This window comes from Longimicrobium sp. (assembly GCF_036399935.1).
Lineage (GTDB): Bacteria > Gemmatimonadota > Gemmatimonadetes > Longimicrobiales > Longimicrobiaceae > Longimicrobium.
In genome coordinates this window covers 302,935-318,717 of sequence record NZ_DASWMD010000016.1, presented here as the reverse complement: position 1 = coordinate 318,717, position 15,783 = coordinate 302,935, and the positions used below count along the sequence as shown (strand labels likewise).

Sequence of the window (15,783 nt, the reverse complement as noted above, 5' to 3'; positions counted from 1 at the left end):
CGTCGATCCGCTCCGGGGGGATCGCCCCGGCGACGGCCGTGAGCGCCGCCGCCAGGTGCGGGTTGACGGCGCCGGGCGAGGCGCCGCCCGCGGCCGCGCTCAGGCGACGCCCGCGGGAGCCTGGGCGCGCGCGGCGGCTTCCTGCTCCACGTAAAAGCGAAGGACGTGAAGGAAGTCCTGTGCGTTGGTGATCACGCCGAAGGCCTGGTGCGTGCCGCGGTCCTTGAGCTTGCTGACCACGAACTCCGACGAGTCCACGCAGATCGTCGTGAGCGGCCGCACCTCGCCCGTCTCCTCCTTCCACACGTACGACGGCAGCATGTTGCCGGTGGCGATGGAGTGCAGCGCCGTGGCGATCATGATGACCCCCGTGCAGCGGCGCGTGTGCTCCTTCATCACCTCCTGGCAGCGGATGGCGTCGGTGATGGTGTCCGGCAGCGGGCCGTCGTCGCGGATGGAGCCGGCCAGCACGTACGGCACCCTGGACGTCACCGCGGCGTGCATCACCCCCTCGCGGATGATCCCCTGCTCCACGGCGGCCGGGATGGAGCCGGCGGCGCGGACGCGGTTGATGGCGCGCATGTGGAAGGCGTGGCCCCCCTCCATGGGAATGCCGCGGTTGTTCATCCCCAGCGTGGTGCCCATGGTGGCGCTCTCGATGTCGTGCACCGCCACCGCGTTGCCGCCGAACAGCGCGCCCACGTACCCCTCGCGGATGAACCACGCCAGCGTGTCGCGGCCGCGCGAGTGAAGCACCGCCGGGCCGACGACCCAGATGAAGTGCCCGCCGCGCTCGCGCTCGTCCACCAGGATGCGCGCCATCTCGCCGTAGTCCGTGGGCTTTTCGCGGCTGACCTCCGACGACATGAACTTGAACTCGCCCTCGGGGCCCACGTCGCCCTCGGCGCCCATCAGCCCGCTGGCGTGCACGAAGATGCCTTCGCTGCCGTCCTCGGCCAGCCCCATGGCCACCTGCTGCCCGGCGCGGACGTAGCGCGCCTCCAGCACGCGGGGAACGCCGTCGGGGTCCAGCACCAGCGCGCTGTCCATGCGCGGGTCGCGGGGCAGCTTCCACTCGCCGTTCAGGCGGACGTACGTCGGCAGGTTGGTCGTCGAAAAGAAGCCTTCCGGAAGCACCCCGTCTGCCGGGGCCGGCGCGAAAGTGGCGTCGGGGGCGCCGGCGAAGCGGGGCTGCGAAAAGTCGGGTGCGCGGTACATCGAAGGATCTGGGGTCCGGGCGTTTTTCGTGACGTGTGCTCGCCGGAAAGTATCCGCCGCCCCGCGGGCGCGACAGGGTGGCGGCGGCTGCGCGCTCCGGTGAGAGCGGCACCACTTTCGCGCGGGGGCCATCGGGTCCAAATTGCGTCCCCGCTTTCACCTGAACCGACCATGGCCAGGCGCCCGAGCCCGGAGGCAGAGATCGACAAGAAGTGGAGCATCGAAGATTCCCGCGAGCTGTACAACGTGGAAGGCTGGGGAATCGGCTACTTCGACATCAACGACAAGGGGCACGTTTCCGTGCACCCCACCAAGGACCCGGCCCGCGGCCTGGACCTGTACGAGCTGGCGACCGACCTGGAGGCCCAGGGCGTCGGGCTGCCGCTGCTGCTGCGCTTCAGTGACATCCTGCGCACGCGCATCGAGAACCTGGGCGAGCGCTTCGCCACGGCCATCCGCGACTTCGACTACCAGGGCGGCTACACCACCGTCTACCCCATCAAGGTCAACCAGCAGCGCCACGTGGTCGAGGAGATCGTCGCGTTCGGCGAGCGGCACGGCGTAGGGCTGGAGGTGGGGAGCAAGCCCGAGCTGCAGGCCGTGCTGGCGCTCACCGAGCGCACGGACCACCTGATCGTCTGCAACGGCTACAAGGACGAGGAGTTCATGCGGCTGGCGCTGATGGGCCAGAAGCTGGGCCACCGCGTGGTGATCGTCATCGAAAAGCCGGGCGAGGTCGACGTGCTCCTGCGCGTGGCGGCCGACATGGGCGTGGTGCCCATGGCCGGCGTGCGCATCAAGCTCTCGGCGACGGGCTCGGGGCGGTGGAGCGAGTCGGCCGGCGAGCGCAGCAAGTTCGGGCTGAACGCCTCGCAGCTGATGCGCGTGCTCGACAAGCTGCGCGAAGCGGGGAAGCTCGACGCGCTGAAGCTCATCCACTTCCACCTGGGGTCGCAGATCCAGGACATCCGCAACATCAAGCTGGGGATGACGGAGGTGGCGCGGTACTACGTGGAGCTGCGCCAGATCGGGGTGAACGTGGAGTACGTGGACGTGGGCGGCGGGCTGGGCGTGGACTACGACGGCTCACGTTCCGCCACCTCGGCCAGCGTGAACTACTCCATGCAGGAGTACGCCAACGACATCGTCTACGCCCTGGCCGAGGCGTGCCGCGAGAACGAGGTGCCCATGCCCCACGTGATCTCGGAAAGCGGCCGCGCGCTCACGGCGCACCACGCGCTGCTGCTGATCAACGTCATCGACCTGGAAACGCAGAGCCCCGAAGATCTGGACGAGGTGTCGGAAGACGACCACCTGCTGGTGCAGGAGCTGGCGGGGGTGCTGCGCGAGCTGGACGGCCGCAGCATGCGCGAGGTGTACCACGACGCCTCGTTCATCAAGGAGCAGCTGCAGAACCACTTCAACTCGGGCACGCTCACCCTGCGCGAGCGGGCCATCGGCGAGCGGTACTGGCTGGCCATCATGAACCGCGTGGCGCAGCTGGCGGCCAAGGACCCCGAGGAGTACGAGGACATCCTTCCCGAGCTTCACGGGATGCTCATCGACCGCTACTTCTGCAACTTTTCGCTCTTCCAGTCGCTGCCCGACTCGTGGGCCATCGACCAGCTGTTCCCCATCATGCCCGTGCACCGGCTGAACGAGGAGCCCACGCGCCGGGGAACGCTGCAGGACGTGACCTGCGATTCCGACGGCAAGATCGACCAGTTCGTGGGATGGCGGAAGCCCAAGCCCAGCCTGGAGCTCCACGCATTCGGCCACGGCGATCCGTACGTGCTGGGGATCTTTCTGACCGGCGCGTACCAGGAGATCCTGGGCGACCTGCACAACCTGTTCGGCGATACCAACGCCGTGCACATCAAGCTGTCGGAGACGGGGTACGAGATCGGCGACCTGGTGCACGGCGACACCATCACCGAGGTGCTGAACTACGTGCAGTTCAACACGCAGGACCTGATCAGCACCTTCCGCCGCAAGATCGCGAACGCCAAGAATCTCACCCGCGCCGAGGCGAACGCGTTCATCGCGGATTACATCGCGGGGCTGGCGGGGTACACGTATCTCGAGGGCGAAGCGTGAGGGAAGTGCGTTAGTGCGTTAGTGCGTTAGTGCGTGAGTGCGGAAACGACGAGGGGCGCCTTCCCGGGTGGGAGGGCGCCCCTCGGCGCGTTCAAAAGCCTGCGGACTCGCGCGGATACTCGCTATTCACTGAGTTCCGCACTCACGCACTCACGCACTCACGCACTCACGCACTCACGCACTCACGCACTCACGCACTCTCCCTGCCGCTGGCGCCTGGGCGTGCAGGGCTTCGTCTTCACCGGCTCGGTGGTCGTCGTCACCGGCACCGTCACGCGGCTGTACAGCAGGTGGCTGTTCATGGTGTGGCCGCTGTTCAGCGTGACCGGCGTGACGACGTTCTGCGTGGCGCTGGCCACCAGCAGGTCGCGCACCTGCTGCGGGGTGGCGCCGGGGGCCTGCTGCAGCACCAGGGCGGCGGCGCCGGCCACATGCGGGCTCGCCATCGACGTGCCGCCCAGCACGTCGGTCGCCGTGGAGCTGGTGTTGTACGCCGACGTGATGCCGTCGCCCGGGGCGAAGATGTCGACGCAGGCGCCGTAGTTGGTCCAGTCGGTGCGCGCGTCGCCGGCATCGCTGGCGGCCACGGTGATCGCCTCGGCGACGTTGGCGATGGGGAACATGCAGGCGTCGGCGCCGATGGTGCCGTTGCCCCAGCCGTTGCCGGCGGCCACGACCACGGTGATGCCCGACGAAATCATCCCGCGCACCGCGTCGTCGATCGGCGCGCTGGTGCCCAGGGTCCTGGTGGGGATCACGTCGCCCAGCGACATGTTGACCACGGCGGGGAGCGTGGCGTTCGCCGCCACCCAGTCCATCCCGGCGATCACGTCGGCGTCGGAGCCGTAGCCGGCGCAGTTCAGCACGCGCACCGCCACCAGCTTCGCCTGCTTGGCCACGCCGTACGTCTTGCCGCCCACGGTGCCGGCCACGTGCGTGCCGTGGCCCTGGCAGTCGTTGTTCATGTCGCCGATCAGCAGCGGGTCCGTGGGATCGGCGGCGTAGGCGTCGAAGCCCGGCACGGCGCGCCCCTCGAACTCCACGTGGTCGAAGCGGATGCCCGTGTCGATGATGTAGGCGGTGACGCCGGCGCCGTTGAAGTCGTAGGTATAGTTGCCGTCCACGGGCCGCGCGCGCTGGTCGATGCGGTCCAGCCCCCACGTGGCGCCGGACTGCGTGGTCGACACCACCCGGTACTGCCGCTGCACGCTGATCTTCAACACGCGGGGATCCAGCGACAGCGCCTTCGCCTTCGCGTCGGGAATGGCGCCCGCGAAGCCGTTCAGCAGGTGCTCGTACACGTAGCGGGGCTTGAGGCCGTACTCCGCGGCCAGCACGGAGGCGTTGGCGCCCCAGCTCAGCTGTACGACGTAGTGGCCGGGGATGGAGCCGTCTGTCGCCCCCGCCAGCAGGGTCGAGGGCTGGACGTCCGGCGCCAGCGGGGTGTCGGCGCCGTCACAGGCGCCCAGCGCGGCCACGGCCAGGAGAAGGAGCGAGCGTCGCATGTCGGTGAACTCCAGTGTGTGATGGAAGCTTCGATTGCGGTCCTTCCATGCAAGCACCGGTACGATTCGCGTGGACAGGGCCAACTCCTTTCCACGTCCACACTTAGCGCGACGGCGGCGGAACGCCGCCCATCCCGCCTGCACGGTTGTGGTGAGGAGCGAACATCGGCCTTCACCGAAATGGTGCAGGAGCGCCGGCGGACTGAGGACCGCCATCCTGGTCCGGCCGACGGTGCTGAAACTTCCGCCGGTGCTCTGCCGTATGCTCCATCCGAGCGGGACGAAGGCGTGTCCTGCGACCTGAATACGAAAGCGAGGATACCGTGCGTGATCCCGGTTTTGCGGCTCTGCTGAGCTTCTTCATCCCCGGCCTGGGGCAGCTGTACAACGGCGCATGGTTCCGCGCGCTGTTCTGGTTCGTCTTTACCCCCGGCCTGTGGCTGGGAACGGGCGGGCTGTTGGGATGGGTGGCCCACGTGATCGCCGCCATCACCGCCTACAACTACGCCAAGCGCCGCCCGTACCGCGACTTCTAGCGGCCGGACGGGGAGAGTGCGAAGGGGGCGCATCCGGTCAGCCGGATGCGCCCCCTTCGCCATCATGCGGGCGGATTACAGCCCCTCCATCCCCCCCGCGCCTCCGCTGAACAGCTCCGGCATCATCGCGGCCGCCATCCCGCCGAGCACGGCGAAGATCGCCAGGAAAATGATCATCAGGAGGATGTACGCGGGGATGGACGCGATCATCACCTTCAGGATCAGCATCACCATCCTGCCGAACGGGATCTCGACACCCGTGATGACCACCTGCTCGGGGCCGGTCCGCTGCACGCCGGCGTACGAGGCGGCGGCGGCGGGGCCCGGAGGCGGGCCGTGGCGCTGGCCGGGATTGGCCGCGCCGCAGACGGGGCAGACGGCGGCGGCGGGATCTACGGGGGTGCTGCACTGGCGGCAGGGTACGGTCATGGGCGTGTGGCGGAGGGGGTGAAGACGGCGCTCGCGCGCGGTTCGCGGAGCGCCGGAAGGGTGGGCCGTTCAGCCGCGGAGAGCGCGGCGGACGGCGTCGATCACGCGGGGAACCAGGGTGGTGGCGGCTTCGTGGACGTTGGCGCCCGCCGCCTTCACGTGCCCGCCCCCGCCGAACTCGCGCGCGATGCGGTTGACGTCGGCGGCGCCGTTGGAGCGGAACGAGATCTTGGTTTCGCCGGGGGCGGTTTCGCGGAAGAGCAGCGCCACCTCCGTTCCCTCCATGGAGCGAACGTGCTCGATCAGCCCGTCGAAGTCCTCGCCGGACACGCCCAGCCGCCGGGTGACCTCGTGCGGCACCACCATCCACCCCACGCGGTCGTCGCTTTCCAGGGTGGCCAGCGCCTCGCGCAGCAGCTCCAGCCGGCGGCGCGGCGCGGTGGCGAACAGGCGGCGGTACACCACCTCGGGGTCGATGCCCAACGTCATCAGCTCGCCGGCCACCGCGAGCACCCGCGGCGTGGTGTTGCCGAAGCGGAAGGAGCCCGTGTCGCTGACCAGCGCCACGTACGCCCCCAGCGCCGACGCCTGGGGCACGGCGTCGCCCGACAGGGTGATGATGTCGTACACCATCTCGCCCGTGGCGGCGGCGGTGGGGTCCTGCACGGCCACGTCGCCCACCACCTCGCTCCCCGCGGGGTGATGGTCCACCACCAGCGTACGGTCGCGGGGAATGCGCTGCGCCAGCTTGCCGATGCGCTCCGGCTCGCTGGTGTCGAGCACCAGGAACAGGTCGGCTTCGTCCAGGGCCGCCTCGGCCTCGGGGGTGCCCAGGTCGGCCACTACGTCCTGGCGGTGAAGCACGAAGCGCAGCGAGTCGGGAAAGGGCGTGGGGTTCACGATGGTGCAGCGGATGCCCCGCCCCTCCAGCCACGCCGCCAGCGCCGCCTGCGAGCCGGCCCCGTCGCCGTCGGCGTGCACGTGCGTGTGAAGCGCCACGCTGCGGGCGCCCAGCAGCGGCTGCAGCAGCCGGCGCAGGGGAAAGGCGCGGGACTCGGGAACGGCCAGCAGCTCTGACATGGAACTCGCGCACGCGGGGTTCGCGGGCGGCGCGGGGCCGCCCCGGAGCGGCACACTAACGCGCGCGGGGGCGGAGGCGCAATGCGGACGCAACACCGGGCGCGCGTCCGCGCCGCGCCGGAACGCGACGATTTTGGGAGGGGCTTCGAACGAATGCTTGACCGGAGCCGCACGCCGCTTACATTCATGCGCTTCAGCATCATCAACGCTGGATCGCGATTCCCCCGTCTCCGGGAGAACCCCCCGCCCGCCCAGGGGGCGGAGCTACACACGGCCGAGCGCGGCCCATGGCCGCTGGAAGCACGCGCCCGCCCGGCGCGGTACATCACACTCCACCCCCCGCGGCGGACCGGAGTCCGCCCACACCGGAGCAGTCATGAGTCTTTTCGCCCGCAAGAACATCGACGAGCTGCAGGCGGACGCCTTTTCCGAAGGCGAGCACAGCCTGAAACGCGAGCTCGGCCCGCTGAACCTGGTGTCGCTGGGCATCGGCGCCATCATCGGAACCGGCATCTTCGTGCTCACGGGCACGGCGGCCGCGCAGCACGCGGGGCCCGCGATCGTGCTGGCGTTCGTGTTCGCCGGCATCGCCTGCGTCTTCGCCGGCCTCTGCTACGCCGAGTTCGCGTCCATGATCCCCATCGCGGGCTCCGCGTACACCTACGGCTACGCCACGCTGGGCGAGCTGATCGCGTGGATCATCGGGTGGGACCTGATCCTGGAGTACCTGTTCGGCGCGGCGACGGTGGCGGCGGGCTGGTCGGGGTACGTGAACTCGTTCCTCAAGGACCTGGGCGTCATCCTTCCGCCCTACCTGACCAACCCGGCCGGCGAGCTGGTGCAGGCCCCGGGCTCCGACACCTGGGTGCGCAAGACCGAGGAGCTCACCCAGTCGCTGGCGGCGCAGGGCGTGAGCATCGACAGCCTTCCGCAGGCGAACGGCGGCTTCAACATCATCGCGGCGCTCGGCATCTTCGCCGTGACGGTGCTGCTGGTGACGGGCATCAAGGAGTCGGCGCGCTTCAACAACTTCGCGGTGGCCATCAAGCTGGCCGTGGTGGCGGCGTTCATCCTGGCGGGCGGCTACTACGTCCTCACCCACTGGGGACAGTCGATGGACCACTGGACGCCGTTCATCCCGCAGAGCACCGGGCCGGGGGCGTTCGGCTTCAACGGCATCATCGCCGCGGGCGGCGTGATCTTCTTCGCCTACATCGGCTTCGACGCGGTGTCCACGACGGCGCAGGAAGCGCGGAACCCGCAGCGCGACATGCCCATCGGCATCCTGGGCTCGCTGATCATCTGCACCATCCTGTACATCCTGGTGTCGGGCATCATGACCGGCATCGTGGAGTACCCGCGCCTGAACGTGGGCGAGCCCATCGCGGTGGCCATCGACGCCACGGGCTACACCTGGCTGGCCCCGTGGATCAAGGTGGGCGCCATCGCCGGTCTTTCGTCGGTGATGCTGGTGATGCTGATGAGCCAGCCGCGCATCTTCTACACGATGTCGCGCGACGGCCTGCTTCCGCCGGTGTTCAGCCGCCTGCACCCGCGCTTCCGCACGCCGCACATCAGCAGCGCGCTGGTGGGCCTGGTCTGCGCGTTCCTGGCGGGCTACTACGACGTTTCGGAGCTGGGGCACCTGGTGTCGATCGGCACGCTGCTGGCGTTCAGCATCGTGTGCGCGGGCGTGTGGTACCTGCGCGTGAAGGAGCCGAACCGCCCGCGTCCGTTCAAGACGCCCTTCGTGCCGCTGTTCCCCATCCTGGGCATCCTGTCGTGCGTGTACCTGATGACGGGGCTGCCGCGCATCGCGTGGGAGCGGCTGTTCCTGTGGCTGGCCATCGGCCTGGCGATCTACTTCCTGTACGGCCGCCGGCACAGCGTGGTGCAGCGCACGCACCACCAGGCGCACGTCGACACGCCTCCGCGCCCGACGTACACGGACGAGAAGTAACCGTCCCGCTGCATTGTGGATGGAAGACCGCCCCTCCCCCGGCGTCCGGGGGAGGGGCGGTTTTCTTGCCATGGAAGCGAGCCAGCCCGGTGTGCGGCGGAGTGCCGGTGCCAGGAGTGATGGGCTGGGCCGACATGCACTTCCACCGGCGGTGGCTCATGCTCCGGGTGGGCCCCTCCCCCGGCCCCTCCCCGCATGCTGCGCATGCGGAGAGGGGAGAATCGATTGCGCTTCGGCTGGCCTGATGCGCTCGATTCTGGGGTGTACCCCCTCTCCCACGCTGTTTGCCACGCTGTTTGTGGGAGAGGGTGGCACGCGTGTCAGCGCGGCCGGGTGAGGGCCCCGCGGCAGCCGAGGCGAGCCGCATCCGACGAATGGCACCGTTCTTCCCGTGATCGAGCGGTTTGCGGCAGCAGCGGCCTCACGTCCATCTGCAGCGACCGCCGCCACGGTGCGTTCCACCGCGTTTCCCGTTACCGCCGGAGAGGATGAGCGAGGCGATTCCGGACGTCGTAAAGGCGTTCATCGCACACAACGTCGAGTCCGCGGAGCTGCTGGAAACGCTTCTGCTGATCCATTCGCAGCCGGAACAGGACTGGTCGCCGGAAGACGTCGCGCGTTCCATCTACACCGTGCCCGCCGGTGCCACGCGGCGCCTGGAGCAGCTCGTGGGCCTGGGCCTGGCCCGGTCCAACGGCGCCGCGACGCCCGTGTACCGCTACCATCCGTCCAGCCCCCGGCTACGCGACGAGGTGAGTGCGCTGGCCGCCGCCTACCGCCAGCACCGCGTGGCGGTCATCAACCTGATCTACAACCAGCCTCCGGACCCGGTGCGCTCGTTCGCCGACGCCTTCAAGCTCAGGAAGGGCTGACCCGATGGCGACACTCGTCTACGCGCTCTGCGCGCTCACCAGCCTTGCCTGCGCCGTCCTGCTGCTGCGGGGCTACGCCCGCAACCGGGTGCGGCTGCTGCTGTGGTCGGGGCTGTGCTTCACGGGGCTCGCCCTGAACAACATCATCCTGCTGGTCGACATGCGGGTGGTGCCCGACATCGACCTTTCGGTCTGGCGCACGCTTCCGGCGCTGGCGGGAATCGCCATCCTACTTTACGGCCTGGTATGGGAGACGCGGTGAGCCAGCTCATCTCGGGCGCGCTGGTGATGGGGTACTTCGTCGCCGGCCTGTACTTCCTGCGGTTCTGGCGCGACACACGCGACCGCCTGTTCGGAATCTTCGCGGCGGCGTTCTGGCTGTTGGCGGCGCAGCGGGCCGCGCTCGCGCTCACCACCGATCCCACGGGTGAGCAGCTGCTGCTGTACTCCGTGCGCCTGCTGGCATTCGTGCTGATCCTGGCCGCCATCATCGACAAGAACCGGGGCGGCGACTGATCCGCGGCAGCGAAAAACGGCGTGGAACGACCCAACCCTACAAATACATTGTACAATTTGGGAACGGCGACTAGATTGCTGTTTCCGCCCCCCATCCGGAAGCCCGCCCGCGGAAGTGGCCCATGCCGCCCGTTACCGTCCTCATCGTCGACGACGACCCCGACCACCAGACCGTCTGCGGCGTGCTGCTTCAGCACGCCGGCTACCGTGTGCTCCAGGCCCGCGACGGCGCCGAGGGTGTGCGGATGGCGCGCGACTCCCGGCCCGACGTGGTGCTGATGGACATGCGCATGCCCCGCATGGACGGCATCGCCGCGCGCCGGGAGCTGGCGGAGCTTCCGGAAACCTCCGGCATCCCCGTGGTCGCCCTTACCGCGGATGTCCTGAAGTGGCCCGAGGCGCGCGTCCTGGAAGAAGGCTTCAGCGCGCTGCTCCCCAAGCCGTGCAACCTGCACCGCATCCTTACCGTGGTGCGCCGGCTGGCGCCCGCACCCTCGCAGGGCGAGCTGGTGGCGGCCGGCTGAGCCGGAAATCGAGCACCGACGAGAGCGGGCCCGGAGGATCTTTCCTCCGGGCCCGCTGCGTTTCGTGGATGACGACGATCTCAGGGAGCGCCGCGGATCTCCGCCCCGCCCAATTGCAGGCCCCGCACCGGCAGGCCCTCCGGCAGCATACGCTCGATGATGGAGATGCGGACGGGCTCCGCCTTCAGGTCCACGTCCATGAAGCGCAGCGTATCGCCCACCTGCATCCCGAAGCTGCCGACGACGTGCGTGCCCGGGGCGCGCACGTCGGCGTTGCGCGCCAGGAACATGGTGCCGCCGGGCCGCGACTCGATGCGCAGCGAGAGTTTGCCCGACGCGTCTTCGGGGAAGCGCTTGTACAGCCAGCGCAGGTCGCCGAAGTCCACCGAGTCGGTGCGGAACGCCACGTCGTACATGGGCGCCAAGGCGGGGTTGAACCAGCGCGGAAAGCTGTCCGTGCGAACCACCCCCGAGGTGGCGAGCAGCGAGTTGCGCAGCCGCACGATGGGGACGTCGAACTCGATGTGCCCCTTCAGCAGCGCGAGGGTCCCCTGGCTGTGGTGCAGCTGCACCGGCTGCCGGAAGATCTGCGCTTCCGTGCGCAGCGAATCGATGTGGATGCGCGAGCCGGAGACCGTTCCCGGCGCGAAGCGCACGCGGGAAAGGCGCCCGTTCATCCGCCGGAAGTTCATGGTGCGGATGTACCCGCCGCCCACGCGGTTCACCAGGACCACGGAGGTGTCGGAGAGCGCCGCCGCGATCTCGGCCTGCTGGGCGCGGGCGGAAAGGGTGGAATCGGGCTTCCACACGTTCTGCACGCGCACAACGCCGTCGATCATCCGCAGCGTGTCGAGCAGCGTGATGCGCTCCACGCGCTTCGTCGTATCGCTGCGGGTGGGGTCGGCGGCGAAGATCGCCTGGTAGTTCCACAGCGAGTCGCCGGGCAGCTTGAACACGTACACCTCGGGCTCGTACAGCGTGGCCCGGGTGATGTGGATGCGCGGCGAGAGCAGCGTCCTGACGTCGTAGTCCAGGTAGGCGCTGTCGGCCAGGATGAAGGCGCGGCCCTGCCGGTCCTTGAGCGAAACGCCGTACAGCTTGGCGCCCTCGAACAGGTTGCCGTCGATCCGCGCGACGTTCAGCTGGCCACCGTTCAGCCCCTTGCCCAGCGCGCGCAGGGTGCGCTGCAGCACGAACTCGTGCCCGGTCTGGGTGCGCGCGACGATGTTCAGCACCAGCACCGCGAGCGCCACGCCCAGCAGCACCCCGCCCAGGCCCCAGGTGAACAGGCGGACGGCCCGGTTCCTCTTCATCCCCCGGCCTCCGGCAGGGGCGCGGGGGAGGGCGCGGAGGCGCCGTCCACCCGCTCGCGCGCCAGGAAGATCCGCGCAACGTACCACGCCGCCGCGCCGATGCCCGCCGCCACGCCGGCCGCCATCCCCACCGCCTTCATCTCTTCGCCGCGCGACAGGCGGCGGCGCTCATACCGCGGCATCGCGCACCTCCTTGCGGTCGTCCATCCACAGCGCCTTGGTCACCTCGCCCTCGTCGTCCAGCGGCGGCCGGCCGCGGCGGTAGAACAGGTGGCGGCTGGTGGGCAGAAAGTCGCCCGCGTCGTCGAAGTACATGTAGTGCGTGATGCGGATGTGCTTGTCATCCAGCTTCAGCACGTTCAGCGAGTTCTTTTCCCGCTCGCGCGCGCGCCCGCGCCGCGAGGTGGTGGTGCCGCTCTGCGCGATGACGATGCCGTGCTCGCGGTCCGCCCCGGCGTACACGTCGAGCGAGTTGCCGATGTAGGCCCGGTGCAGGTGGCCGCCCAAAATCAGGTCCACGCGCATGGCCGTGAACGCGTCGAGCGCGCGCCTGGCCTGGGGCATGGCGTCGGCGCCCTCCCAGTCGGGCGGCGGCGCGAAGTTGTGATGGGCCACCACGATGCGGTACGTCTCGTCGGCGACCCCCTGGAACGCTTCGCGCGCAAAGTCGATCTGCCACTGGTGGATGCGGCCGTTGACCGTGGCCTTGAGCGGCGCGGTGGAGTTGATGGCGACGATGCGCGCCCCCGGGATGTCGGTGACGGTATCCAGCTCCGGCAGGATGTGCCTGCGGTAGTAGCGATACGGGTCCAGCACCCGCTCGGCGATCCGCATCAGCGGCACGTCGTGGTTCCCCGGGGTGACGATCAGCGGAACGCCGGGCAGCGTATTCAGGAACGCCCGCGCCTCGGCGAACTGCTCGTCGGTGGCGCGCTGGGTGAAGTCGCCCGACGCCACGATGCAGTCGGCCTGCAGCCGGTGCGCGAACGCGTGCAGCGCCCGCGCCACCTCGGGGTGGTGCGGCGGGCCGAAGTGAAGGTCCGAGACGTGAAGAAGCGAGATCAAGCCGGCCCTGGAGTGACTGTCGTGACGTGGTGACTTCCGTAACCTCCGGTGCTTTCCTTCACTCCCCGTGCCACCGCGGGTTCCGTCACCGGGTGAGCCCCGGAAACGGCAGGTCCGCGCGGGCGTTCAGCTCCAGCCCTCCCACCTCGCCGCGCCGCCAGCGGAAGAGCGCGGCGCGGGCGATCATGGCGGCGTTGTCGGTGGAAAGCCGCGGCGAGGGCGCGTACAGCTGGCCCTTCTCCCCCAGCCGATGTGCCAGCGCCTCGCGAAGCGCGCGGCTGTTGGCGACGCCCCCGCCCAGCACCACGCGCGGGCAGCGCATCTCGCGTACGCCACGCATGGTCTTGGCGACCAGCACGTCCACCACCGCGGCCTGGAACGAGGCGGCCACGTGCGGCACCTCGTCCGCCAGCCTTCCGTCCCCTTCCAGGCCGCGCACCAGCAGCCGCAGGGCGTTCTTCAACCCGCTGAACGACATGTCGTAGTACTCGCGGTCTCCCGGGCGCTCACCGCGGTTGAGGAGCGGACGGGGCAGCGGGTGGCGGGTGGGGTCACCCTCCGCCGCGGCGCGCTGGATGGAGGGGCCGCCGGGGTACGGCAGCCCCAGGATCTTCGCCGCCTTGTCGAACGCCTCGCCCGCCGCATCGTCGCGGGTGGCGCCGAGGAGCTTGTACTCGCCCCAGGCGGGCACCCACAGCAGCATGGTGTGGCCGCCGGAGACCAGGAGGGCCACGAACGGCGGCTCGGCGCCCGGGTGCTCCAGGTGCGTGGCGAACAGGTGCCCCTCCATGTGGTGCACGCCCACGACCGGCTTGCCCGCGGCCCACGCCGCCGCCTTCCCCCAGGCGACGCCCACCAGCAGCGCGCCGATCAGCCCCGGCCCCGCGGTCACGCCGACGACGTCCACGTCCTCGAGCCCCACGCCGGCCTCGCGCAGCGCGCCCGCGACCACGTCGTCCACGGTGCGCAGGTGGGCGCGCGAGGCGAGCTCCGGCACCACGCCGCCGTACAGCGTGTGGATGTCCTGCGTGAAGATCACGTGGCCCAGCAGCTCGCGTTCGCCACGCAGCACGGCCGCGGAGGTTTCGTCGCAGCTGGTCTCGATCGCCAGCACCAGCGGCTCGCTCACCGGGGCACCTGTGCCGCGGGCGCAGGATTGGCCGTGGAGCGCGCGACGCCCGGGGGCAGCACCCGCACCCGGTTCGGAACGGCCGTGGCCGCCACGCCCGCGGGCAGCCCCTCGACGACCACCCGCGCATCCGCCCCCATCGGGGGAAGGTCCGGCGGAAGCGAATCGCGGTGGACCACGGCGCGCAGTTCGCCCGGAAACACCCGTCGAAGGGCACGTTCGGGCCCGGAAAGACGGACCGCCACCTCGGCGGGCCGCGCCTGCAGCCCGTCCGGCACGGAGACGCGGATCGGCCCCACCGTACGCTCCACGCGCCGGTCCGCCGTTCCACTCACCCGCACGCGGGTGCGGGCGAAGCTCAGCCCGTCGAGCGACGCCGTGTCGAGCACCACCTCGAGGCTGAAGGTGGAGTCGTCGGGCACCACGTCGAAGCTGCGCGTCGTCAGCGCCTCCAGGGTCGCGAGGCGGTCCGCCGGGCCGGTCACCCGCACTTCGGCGGGAACGATCACCAGGTCTTCGCCGATCACGAAGTACTGCGTGGACCGCCCACCGATGCGCGCGCGGACGGGCACCATGCGGCTGGTCAGCCGCTCCAGCCCCAGCGTGACGACGGAGGGCCGCACGTCGCTCACCCGCACCGCCAGCCCCTGCGGAAGCCGCACCATCGACGGGTCCAGCCCGAAGGTGCGCCGCTCGCCCACGTCGCGGACCGAGAGCACCAGCGTGGGCCGGTTGATGGCCAGCTCCCACAGCTCGCGGCCGGGCCCGGTGACCTGCACGCTCACGACGGCAGGTTCGGCCGGGGCGGTCACCACGAACTCCGGATCGCGCACCACGGGGTCCACGCGGACGGGAATCCACTGGCTGGTGACCTGCTCGGCGCTGACCACCGCCCAGATGAGCACGGCCAGCGCCAGGGCGGAAAGCTTCAGCCGCCAGTTGTAGGTGAGGCTGCGGGCCAGCGACCGCTTCACGCGGGGCCCTCGGCCAGCAGTCGGCGCACGAGGTCGGCCTGCGCCGGGTGGTCCCACTCCGTCGCGCCGATCACCTTGCGGACGATCACCCCGTCGCGCCCCACCAGGAACGACTCGGGCACGCCCGTGGTCCGGTAGGTCTGCTGGATGCGGCCGGACGCGTCGTGCCAGACGGTGAACGTAAGCCCCAGCTCCCGGCCGAACGCCTGCAGCTCCTTCGCACCCGTGGGGGCCTTGTCGACGCTGACGGCCACGATCTTCAGGCCGCGGGGGCCCAGCTCGCGGTGAAGCCGCTCCATCGACGGCATCTCGTCGCGGCAGGGGCCGCACCACGTGGCCCAGATGTTCACCAGCACCACCTGCCCGCGCAGGGACGAGAGCGACACGGCACGCCCCTGCAGGTCCACCGCCTGGAAGTCGGGGGCGCGGGTGCCTACGTCCATCGGCAGGAAGCGGTGGCGCGCACTCCACCCCGCCGCCAGCAGGGCCGCCAGCACCCCCAGCGTCGCCACCCACCACACCCACTGCCGCCGCTTCGCCATCGTATCGCCGTCGTCCCGCTGTT

17 protein-coding genes are annotated in these 15,783 nt (G+C 70.1%); 7 read left to right on the top strand and 10 right to left on the bottom strand.

Going from position 1 to position 15,783, the window contains the following annotated elements; genetic code table 11:
• Window positions 1–99 precede the first annotated feature (99 nt).
• Window positions 100–1,218, bottom strand: a complete 1,119-nt coding sequence (locus VGB24_RS06065) for a hypothetical protein (RefSeq protein WP_331072069.1) — start codon at window positions 1,216–1,218, stop codon at window positions 100–102.
• Window positions 1,219–1,389: 171 nt separating this feature from the next.
• Between VGB24_RS06065 and speA the strand changes: the two genes are divergently transcribed.
• Window positions 1,390–3,315 carry a biosynthetic arginine decarboxylase gene (speA, locus tag VGB24_RS06060; protein ID WP_331072068.1) on the top strand — a complete coding sequence of 642 codons (1,926 nt, stop codon included), beginning with the start codon at window positions 1,390–1,392 and terminating at the stop codon, window positions 3,313–3,315.
• 182 nt (window positions 3,316–3,497) lie between these two features.
• Here speA and VGB24_RS06055 read toward each other — a convergent pair whose 3' ends face one another.
• Complete coding sequence (locus VGB24_RS06055) at window positions 3,498–4,820, bottom strand: S8 family peptidase (protein ID WP_331072067.1); 1,323 nt, start codon at window positions 4,818–4,820, stop codon at window positions 3,498–3,500.
• 323 nt (window positions 4,821–5,143) lie between these two features.
• Here VGB24_RS06055 and VGB24_RS06050 point away from each other — a divergent pair, with 323 nt between their 5' ends.
• Window positions 5,144–5,356 (top strand): hypothetical protein, encoded by a 213-nt coding sequence (locus VGB24_RS06050; protein ID WP_331025447.1) that lies wholly within the window; start codon window positions 5,144–5,146, stop codon window positions 5,354–5,356.
• A gap of 75 nt (window positions 5,357–5,431) precedes the next feature.
• Here the strand turns inward: VGB24_RS06050 and VGB24_RS06045 are convergent, their stop codons facing one another.
• The gene (locus tag VGB24_RS06045) at window positions 5,432–5,785 is read right to left on the bottom strand and encodes a hypothetical protein (RefSeq protein ID WP_331072066.1); all 354 of its coding nucleotides are present in this window, start codon (window positions 5,783–5,785) and stop codon (window positions 5,432–5,434) included.
• A 69-nt stretch (window positions 5,786–5,854) separates the two neighbouring features.
• Window positions 5,855–6,865 (bottom strand): bifunctional oligoribonuclease/PAP phosphatase NrnA, encoded by a 1,011-nt coding sequence (locus VGB24_RS06040; RefSeq protein ID WP_331072065.1) that lies wholly within the window; start codon window positions 6,863–6,865, stop codon window positions 5,855–5,857.
• 376 nt (window positions 6,866–7,241) lie between these two features.
• Here VGB24_RS06040 and VGB24_RS06035 point away from each other — a divergent pair, with 376 nt between their 5' ends.
• The 5 genes from VGB24_RS06035 to VGB24_RS06015 all read left to right on the top strand — a co-directional run bounded on the left by VGB24_RS06035 (window position 7,242) and on the right by VGB24_RS06015 (window position 10,737).
• The gene (locus tag VGB24_RS06035) at window positions 7,242–8,825 is read left to right on the top strand and encodes an amino acid permease (protein ID WP_331072064.1); all 1,584 of its coding nucleotides are present in this window, start codon (window positions 7,242–7,244) and stop codon (window positions 8,823–8,825) included.
• A 488-nt stretch (window positions 8,826–9,313) separates the two neighbouring features.
• Window positions 9,314–9,697, top strand: a complete 384-nt coding sequence (locus VGB24_RS06030; RefSeq protein WP_331072063.1) for a hypothetical protein — start codon at window positions 9,314–9,316, stop codon at window positions 9,695–9,697.
• A 4-nt stretch (window positions 9,698–9,701) separates the two neighbouring features.
• The gene (locus tag VGB24_RS06025) at window positions 9,702–9,959 is read left to right on the top strand and encodes a DUF5985 family protein (RefSeq protein ID WP_331072062.1); all 258 of its coding nucleotides are present in this window, start codon (window positions 9,702–9,704) and stop codon (window positions 9,957–9,959) included.
• Entirely contained in the window at window positions 9,956–10,213 is a 258-nt protein-coding gene (locus tag VGB24_RS06020) for a DUF5985 family protein (RefSeq protein ID WP_331072061.1), read from the top strand. Before VGB24_RS06025 ends, VGB24_RS06020 begins: the two co-directional genes overlap by 4 nt.
• A gap of 122 nt (window positions 10,214–10,335) precedes the next feature.
• Window positions 10,336–10,737: a response regulator gene (locus VGB24_RS06015; protein WP_331072060.1), complete on the top strand. Its 402-nt coding sequence runs from the start codon at window positions 10,336–10,338 to the stop codon at window positions 10,735–10,737.
• 80 nt (window positions 10,738–10,817) lie between these two features.
• Here the strand turns inward: VGB24_RS06015 and VGB24_RS06010 are convergent, their stop codons facing one another.
• The 6 genes from VGB24_RS06010 to VGB24_RS05985 all read right to left on the bottom strand — a co-directional run bounded on the left by VGB24_RS06010 (window position 10,818) and on the right by VGB24_RS05985 (window position 15,760).
• Window positions 10,818–12,050 carry a hypothetical protein gene (locus tag VGB24_RS06010; RefSeq protein ID WP_331072059.1) on the bottom strand — a complete coding sequence of 411 codons (1,233 nt, stop codon included), beginning with the start codon at window positions 12,048–12,050 and terminating at the stop codon, window positions 10,818–10,820.
• Window positions 12,047–12,232 carry a hypothetical protein gene (locus VGB24_RS06005; protein WP_331072058.1) on the bottom strand — a complete coding sequence of 62 codons (186 nt, stop codon included), beginning with the start codon at window positions 12,230–12,232 and terminating at the stop codon, window positions 12,047–12,049. Before VGB24_RS06005 ends, VGB24_RS06010 begins: the two co-directional genes overlap by 4 nt.
• On the bottom strand, window positions 12,219–13,115 hold the full coding sequence (locus VGB24_RS06000; protein WP_331072057.1) for a metallophosphoesterase family protein: 897 nt from the start codon (window positions 13,113–13,115) through the stop codon (window positions 12,219–12,221). The genes VGB24_RS06005 and VGB24_RS06000 overlap by 14 nt, the downstream gene beginning before the upstream one ends.
• Before the next feature lie 85 nt (window positions 13,116–13,200).
• Complete coding sequence (tsaD, locus tag VGB24_RS05995) at window positions 13,201–14,244, bottom strand: tRNA (adenosine(37)-N6)-threonylcarbamoyltransferase complex transferase subunit TsaD (RefSeq protein WP_331072056.1); 1,044 nt, start codon at window positions 14,242–14,244, stop codon at window positions 13,201–13,203.
• Entirely contained in the window at window positions 14,241–15,218 is a 978-nt protein-coding gene (locus tag VGB24_RS05990; RefSeq protein WP_331072055.1) for a hypothetical protein, read from the bottom strand. The genes tsaD and VGB24_RS05990 overlap by 4 nt, the downstream gene beginning before the upstream one ends.
• Window positions 15,215–15,760, bottom strand: a complete 546-nt coding sequence (locus tag VGB24_RS05985; protein ID WP_331072054.1) for a TlpA disulfide reductase family protein — start codon at window positions 15,758–15,760, stop codon at window positions 15,215–15,217. The genes VGB24_RS05990 and VGB24_RS05985 overlap by 4 nt, the downstream gene beginning before the upstream one ends.
• Window positions 15,761–15,783 lie beyond the last annotated feature (23 nt).

Bases quoted from the DNA above. Each gene is read 5' to 3' on its own strand.
- VGB24_RS06065 (WP_331072069.1), bottom strand. From the start codon at position 1,218: ATGTACCGCGCACCCGACTTTTCGCAGCCCCGCTTCGCCGGCGCCCCC.
- speA (WP_331072068.1), top strand. From the start codon at position 1,390: ATGGCCAGGCGCCCGAGCCCGGAGGCAGAGATCGACAAGAAGTGGAGC.
- VGB24_RS06055 (WP_331072067.1), bottom strand. From the start codon at position 4,820: ATGCGACGCTCGCTCCTTCTCCTGGCCGTGGCCGCGCTGGGCGCCTGT.
- VGB24_RS06045 (WP_331072066.1), bottom strand. From the start codon at position 5,785: ATGACCGTACCCTGCCGCCAGTGCAGCACCCCCGTAGATCCCGCCGCC.
- VGB24_RS06040 (WP_331072065.1), bottom strand. From the start codon at position 6,865: ATGTCAGAGCTGCTGGCCGTTCCCGAGTCCCGCGCCTTTCCCCTGCGC.
- VGB24_RS06035 (WP_331072064.1), top strand. From the start codon at position 7,242: ATGAGTCTTTTCGCCCGCAAGAACATCGACGAGCTGCAGGCGGACGCC.
- VGB24_RS06030 (WP_331072063.1), top strand. From the start codon at position 9,314: ATGAGCGAGGCGATTCCGGACGTCGTAAAGGCGTTCATCGCACACAAC.
- VGB24_RS06025 (WP_331072062.1), top strand. From the start codon at position 9,702: ATGGCGACACTCGTCTACGCGCTCTGCGCGCTCACCAGCCTTGCCTGC.
- VGB24_RS06015 (WP_331072060.1), top strand. From the start codon at position 10,336: ATGCCGCCCGTTACCGTCCTCATCGTCGACGACGACCCCGACCACCAG.
- VGB24_RS06010 (WP_331072059.1), bottom strand. From the start codon at position 12,050: ATGAAGAGGAACCGGGCCGTCCGCCTGTTCACCTGGGGCCTGGGCGGG.
- VGB24_RS06005 (WP_331072058.1), bottom strand. From the start codon at position 12,232: ATGCCGCGGTATGAGCGCCGCCGCCTGTCGCGCGGCGAAGAGATGAAG.
- VGB24_RS05985 (WP_331072054.1), bottom strand. From the start codon at position 15,760: ATGGCGAAGCGGCGGCAGTGGGTGTGGTGGGTGGCGACGCTGGGGGTG.